4 protein-coding genes and 1 tRNA gene are annotated in these 5,169 nt (G+C 54.3%); 3 read left to right on the top strand and 2 right to left on the bottom strand.

Annotated elements, in window-relative coordinates; all coding sequences use genetic code 11:
- Positions 1-1,076: 1,076 nt before the first annotated feature.
- Positions 1,077-1,149: transfer RNA gene (locus tag NZ705_06270), tRNA-Arg, on the bottom strand.
- An 83-nt stretch (positions 1,150-1,232) separates the two neighbouring features.
- On the opposite strand from NZ705_06270, the gene NZ705_06265 reads away from it, so the two are divergent.
- Together NZ705_06265 and NZ705_06260 are read left to right on the top strand one after the other, a co-directional pair.
- Positions 1,233-1,910, top strand: a complete 678-nt coding sequence (locus tag NZ705_06265) for a hypothetical protein (protein ID MCS7292565.1) — start codon at positions 1,233-1,235, stop codon at positions 1,908-1,910.
- The gene (locus NZ705_06260; GenBank protein ID MCS7292564.1) at positions 1,910-2,440 is read left to right on the top strand and encodes a dCMP deaminase family protein; all 531 of its coding nucleotides are present in this window, start codon (positions 1,910-1,912) and stop codon (positions 2,438-2,440) included. Before NZ705_06265 ends, NZ705_06260 begins: the two co-directional genes overlap by 1 nt.
- Here NZ705_06260 and NZ705_06255 read toward each other — a convergent pair.
- On the bottom strand, positions 2,437-3,639 hold the full coding sequence (locus NZ705_06255; GenBank protein MCS7292563.1) for a type IV pilus twitching motility protein PilT: 1,203 nt from the start codon (positions 3,637-3,639) through the stop codon (positions 2,437-2,439). The genes NZ705_06260 and NZ705_06255 overlap by 4 nt on opposite strands.
- 845 nt (positions 3,640-4,484) lie before the next feature.
- Between NZ705_06255 and NZ705_06250 the strand changes: the two genes are divergently transcribed.
- A partial coding sequence (locus NZ705_06250) for a DUF389 domain-containing protein (protein MCS7292562.1) occupies positions 4,485-5,169 on the top strand: 685 nt, incomplete at its 3' end.

Here is a 5,169-nt window from a genome sequence, read left to right as displayed (position 1 = left end):
AATTCCCTAGCCGGTTTAGCGGGTTATCTAGGGCATGTGCATCTGGACTGGCATTTGACGGTCAATTTCACGCTTTTTGCCGGCATTGGAACGGTGGCGGGAGCCTATTTGGCGCAGTTTGTCCATCCCGCGCACCTGCAAAAAGGATTTAGCTATTTTCTGCTGGCAATTGCTACACTGGTGCTCTGGCAAAATCAACAGCCCCGCAAACAAAGTTATGCGCCGCTAGTTACACCCACTACACGGGCTAATCCGCTTGGGTTAAGTCCTGGCGGCCAGTCTGACGGCTGCTTGGTGTTGGTCAGGTGCGATAGCCAAGCCGTCTCTGCTTGTCATACTTGGGGTCGCAGGGCATAGCTCCGCTCTAGGTTTTTCTAACATCGTCCTGACAAACTGAAGCGGCTCAGCTAGAGATGTCTTTTTCGACCGAGATAACCGAGCCGAAACCTGTCAATACCTTGTTCATAAAACCATTGTTTCCAGTGGGTGATAAGTGACTTATCGGCTACTAAGAATTGAGCGATTTCTGCATAGGTTTTTTTTCTTCCAGAGCCATTTGACAGTCAAGGCTCTTTTAAGCTCTCTTGCCTCTCGATTACCGCGGATAAATTTTCTAGGAGCACAACCATCTATTCCTTATACTAAATAGTTCCGCAGCTATCAAATTGTTGTCTATTTTAACTAGCTTACCTCAAATCTCATTTTAATCTCAAATAGGACTGCTGTAGCTTGGTGCGTGCCCACTGAATCGGTTGGGCTGTCAACGTTCCCAAATGCTTCCAGTTGAGTGGCTTATAGGTTATCTTCAGCTCCGAGTGCTCACCTGGCTCCGCTTGCATGAGACAAACCTTTTCCACAACTCCAGCGTGGCAAGCTCAGCGACTCGCTCCGGTCAATCCAGTTAACAGGCGCGACCGCAGCCATCCCTTGTCGCTCTCCCCATGCGCCAGCCGCTTGCCTATCTACCACTTTGCTACCATCTTCGTCAGTCTCAGCCCATTCCGAGCCTTGCTTATTGACAATGGTGTAAGGCAGTGTCTAGAAAAAAACCTACTTATGACGGGTTCGTGGGTTAACGAGCATGGAGGGATTTGAACCCCCGACCACCAGACCCGGAATCTGGTGCTCTATCCACTGAGCTACATGCCCCTGAACTTCCAGTGTAGCAACTCGAAGGTTGCGCCATCGCACTGCTATCATACCAGGTGAGGATTGACGTTTGGGTGGAGTTCATGCACGCGCGCGTTTGGCGGTCTTGGCTAGGACGGCTTTTGGTTGTCAGTGCGATTGTTGGATTGGTGGTGTTGGGAGTTGGCCATTTATCCCTAGCGCGACCTTCTCCTCGACCTGCCGCCCCAAACCCGGCCATTCCTATCGGCGTGGACCCGTTGGACATTGCGGTTTCTCCTCCCAAGTTGCTGAGCATGGCGGGCGGTAAACGATTGATGGATGAGGCGGCCCAAGCGATTGCCCGCAATGACTACAAAACAGCGATTGCCAAGCTCCAGGATGCCCGCCAGGTGTTCAATCAGTTGTCCACCTTCCATTCCCAGTTGGTGAGCAGTTTCACGGGGATAGATAACCAGGTGGCCGATAGTCAACGGCGACGAGCGGCGGAAGCTGCAGAAATGCGTGACCAAGCGACCTACCAGTTGGCTCTCGTCCACCGGGCGCAGCAGGAGCCGGATTTGGCGGTGCCGCTTCTGGTGCAGATCATTCGCAGCCAACAACCGACGCGGGAGCTGGGGCAAAAAGCCTACCAGCAACTTTTGGAAATCGGGTTTGTGGATATCCCGTTTCCCCGCTTTGGTGATACAGGGCCACGGCCACCTGCGACACCGGCACCCCAGCCCCAACAGCAGCAGCCGCCGACTCGCCCGCTGCAACCAAGCTCATCCACTCCGCGTTGATGCTGGAAGCAGGCCGCCCCAGTTGGGATGAGTACTTCATGATGCTGGCAAAACTGGCGGCGACTCGTTCAACCTGCCTAGCCATGCCGGTGGGGGCGGTCATTGTCAAACAACGGCAGGTGCTGGCGACGGGGTACAACGGTCCTCCTTCTGGGTCCCCCCACTGCACAGCGCAAGGGTTTTGTTACCCTGGTCTTGCTCGCTGTGACGCCAGCCCCACTTTACCGTCCCGCGCCATTCATGCGGAAGCTAATGCGATTGCCCAGGCGGCTCGTTACGGCATTGCCACGGAAGGGGCGACGATCTACGTGACGCTGGCCCCCTGTTTGTCCTGCTTGAAACTGCTCATCTCGGCGGGAATTCGGGAGGTGGTCTACGAAACGCCCTTTCATGGCGACAACACGGTGCAGGCGGGATTCATTGCCGAGGGACTTATCCGGATGCGCCAGGTCCAGGTTGACCCTGCAGTGACCGCCCGCGCTATCCGTTTTCTCCAGGGAGCGACGTCCCTGCTGCCCCAGGGGGTCTAGAAGCCCGCCTTGCCCCGCAGGAGCATGGCCATTTCGTTGGGCTTGGGGGAGGCCTCCAACGCCGTTTCTTCGGTGATACGACCCTCTTCGTACAGGCGGTACAGGCACTGGTTCATCGTACACATCCCGTCGAGGGTAGAGCGGGGGATCAGGTTTTCGATTTCGTCCACCTCGTCCCGCCGGATGTAGTCCTTGATCGCATCGGTGTTGATCATGATTTCGTGAATGGCCGTGCGTTTACCGTCCGTGGTGCGCACCAAAGATTGGGCAATCACCGCCACTAGGGTTTCCGCAATCTGGATGCGCATGGCAGGCTGTTCCGCCGGCTCGTACAGGTTGAGAATCCGGTCAATGGTTTTCACGGCACTGTTGGTGTGGAGCGTCCCGAACACCAGGTGACCGGTCTGGGCGGCCTTGATGGCGACATTAACTGTTTCCCGGTCCCGCATCTCCCCAATCAGGATAACGTCGGGGTCTTCCCGCAGGGAAGCCTTCAGGGCATTTTCAAACTTCAGCGTGTGAATCCCTACTTCCCGCTGGCGAATCAGGGATTTCTTGCTGAAATGTACAAATTCCACCGGGTCCTCGATGGAAATGATGTGCTTGGGCAGGTTCTGGTTAATGTAGTCCACCATGGCCGCCAAGGTGGTGGATTTCCCCGAACCCGTCGGCCCAGTCACCAGGATAAGCCCCTTCTGGTAATGGCATAAGTCCTTAAAAACAGACGGCAACCCCAACTGGTCAATGGTCAGGACTTGCAGGGGAATCAACCGCAACACCAGCGCCGGTCCCCGTAGGGAAATAAACAGGTTGATCCGCACCCGGATTTTGTCCTGGAACGTGCAGGCGCCGTCAAACTCCATGTTTTTGCGAAAGAGTTCAATCTGCTCCGGCTGGAGCATCTCGGCAATCCACCGGTCATAGGTTTCCAAGTCTGTGACCGGCAAGTCCTCTACGATTTCCATTAGCCCCCGCTTGCGAAACCGGGGCCGTTCGTTAACTCCCACGTGAATATCAGAGGCGCCCTCCTCGTAGGCCCGAAACACCAGCTCCTCCATCGAGGGAATGCGGGGACCAGTTGTTTTAGCCACTGGTGGCGGCGGTGTTTTGGGCGGTGGAGGAGATACTGGTCGGATCGGTGGGGGGGGAGCCGGCGGCACAGAACCCCGTGGAGGTGGCGGAATTGGCGTGGTACTCATCGTGCTGACCTCAAGTGGGGAATAGCGTCAATCTCACTATACCCAGCTTGTCTCTTGATTTTAGCCTGGGAAAGGCCAATTGCCTAAACCCTTACCCCATGCCTTTCCCGACGGCAGCAGAAGCACGCGACCGCTGTTACAGCTAGGTCATCTATAGCTAAGCTGCTTTAGCTTGTCAGAGAGAGGAGAGAAAACCCAAAGGCCAGGCCGTGCGCTGGGACTCAAGCGCTGACAACCATAGATGGCTTGGCTATATGGTTGTCATCCCTTAAGTCGCAGGAAGAAACCTGGTTACTAGTTCTCCTACCGATCTCAAGTCAAGTGGCTTGGCTGTGATAGACATTCCCAAGTTATCTGACCACTTCTGTAGACAAGCCGATAAAGGTTGACATATATGACAGGCGACTCTATCCACAAGAGAATGTAGGTTTTGTTTGGCCAAACTCCAAGCCTGACTGACCTACCGTTCAAGTTGAGACTATACCTGCTCGGTAGTGCTATGCAAGTAATGATGCATGGTAGCATGGGTCGAAGTATAGTTTCATAAAGTAAGATTTGTACGTATAAAGTACGTCGAAAAGCGTGATTCCTTCACTGACTATTGTCAATAGTCCAGGGGCTGTTTTCAAGAACAGGACTACCTCAAACTTGGCTATATAAAACAGGAAGCACCACATCGGAAATTGTGGAGATAGAGCCAGAGCACGATGAGACTCTATACCAAGCCACTTTAGTGGTCAGAGAGATCATCGGAAACCCAACAACGGGATTGTGCCCTGTGACTCGAGACAAGCATAGATGACTCAGCGATATCATAGGGCAACAGGCTATCTAGGGAGATTTTTATGTCGCGGTGGTATGGCCCGCGCAACCTGGCGGAGTTAGAGCAACTGCAGGCGATTTGCCAGGATTTGTATGCCGAATCGGTGCTGGATGGTCCTTACATCATGCTGGTCATCGGGTCGTGTGTCATTGCCACGCTGGGATTGCTCTCCAACAGCGCCGCTGTCATTATTGGGGCAATGGTGGTTACGCCATTGATGATGCCGATTCGGGGGCTGGCATTTGGGGCGTTGACTGGTGATGTGGCCCTGTTTCGGAAAGCCTTTATTTCCCTGGGCGTTGGTACGCTGCTGGCGATTGGTTTGTCTTGGTTAATTGGGGTGATTGTTGCCTTACCTAACTTTGGGAGTGAAATCCTGGCCCGTACAACCCCCAACTTGCTGGATTTGGGAATTGCCATTGCTGCTGGTGGCGTCTGTGGTTATGCGCGGGTGGAACCCAAGGTGTCGCCGACATTACCGGGCACGGCGATTGCGGTCGCGTTGATGCCACCTATTTGTGTGGTGGGGTTGTGTCTATCGCAAGCGGAATGGAGGTTGAGCTGGGGGGCGTTTTTGTTGTTTTTGACCAATTTGCTAGGGATTGCTCTGGCCTGCATGGTGGCATTTTTCCTAGCGGGTTACACTCCTTGGCACAAGGCGCGGCGGGTTTTAGCAGTGGCGAGCTTTTTAACCAGTATCTTGCTGG

Origin of the sequence: Gloeomargarita sp. SKYB120, from assembly GCA_025062155.1 — a bacterium.
Classification (GTDB): Bacteria; Cyanobacteriota; Cyanobacteriia; order Gloeomargaritales; family Gloeomargaritaceae; genus Gloeomargarita.
This window is presented reverse-complemented; position numbering and strand designations above follow the sequence as displayed.

What these genes read in the sequence shown, in the direction of transcription:
- NZ705_06265 (MCS7292565.1), top strand. Translation starts at nt 1,233, where the DNA reads ATGCACGCGCGCGTTTGGCGGTCTTGGCTAGGACGGCTTTTGGTTGTC.
- NZ705_06260 (MCS7292564.1), top strand. Translation starts at nt 1,910, where the DNA reads ATGCTGGAAGCAGGCCGCCCCAGTTGGGATGAGTACTTCATGATGCTG.
- NZ705_06255 (MCS7292563.1), bottom strand. Translation starts at nt 3,639, where the DNA reads ATGAGTACCACGCCAATTCCGCCACCTCCACGGGGTTCTGTGCCGCCG.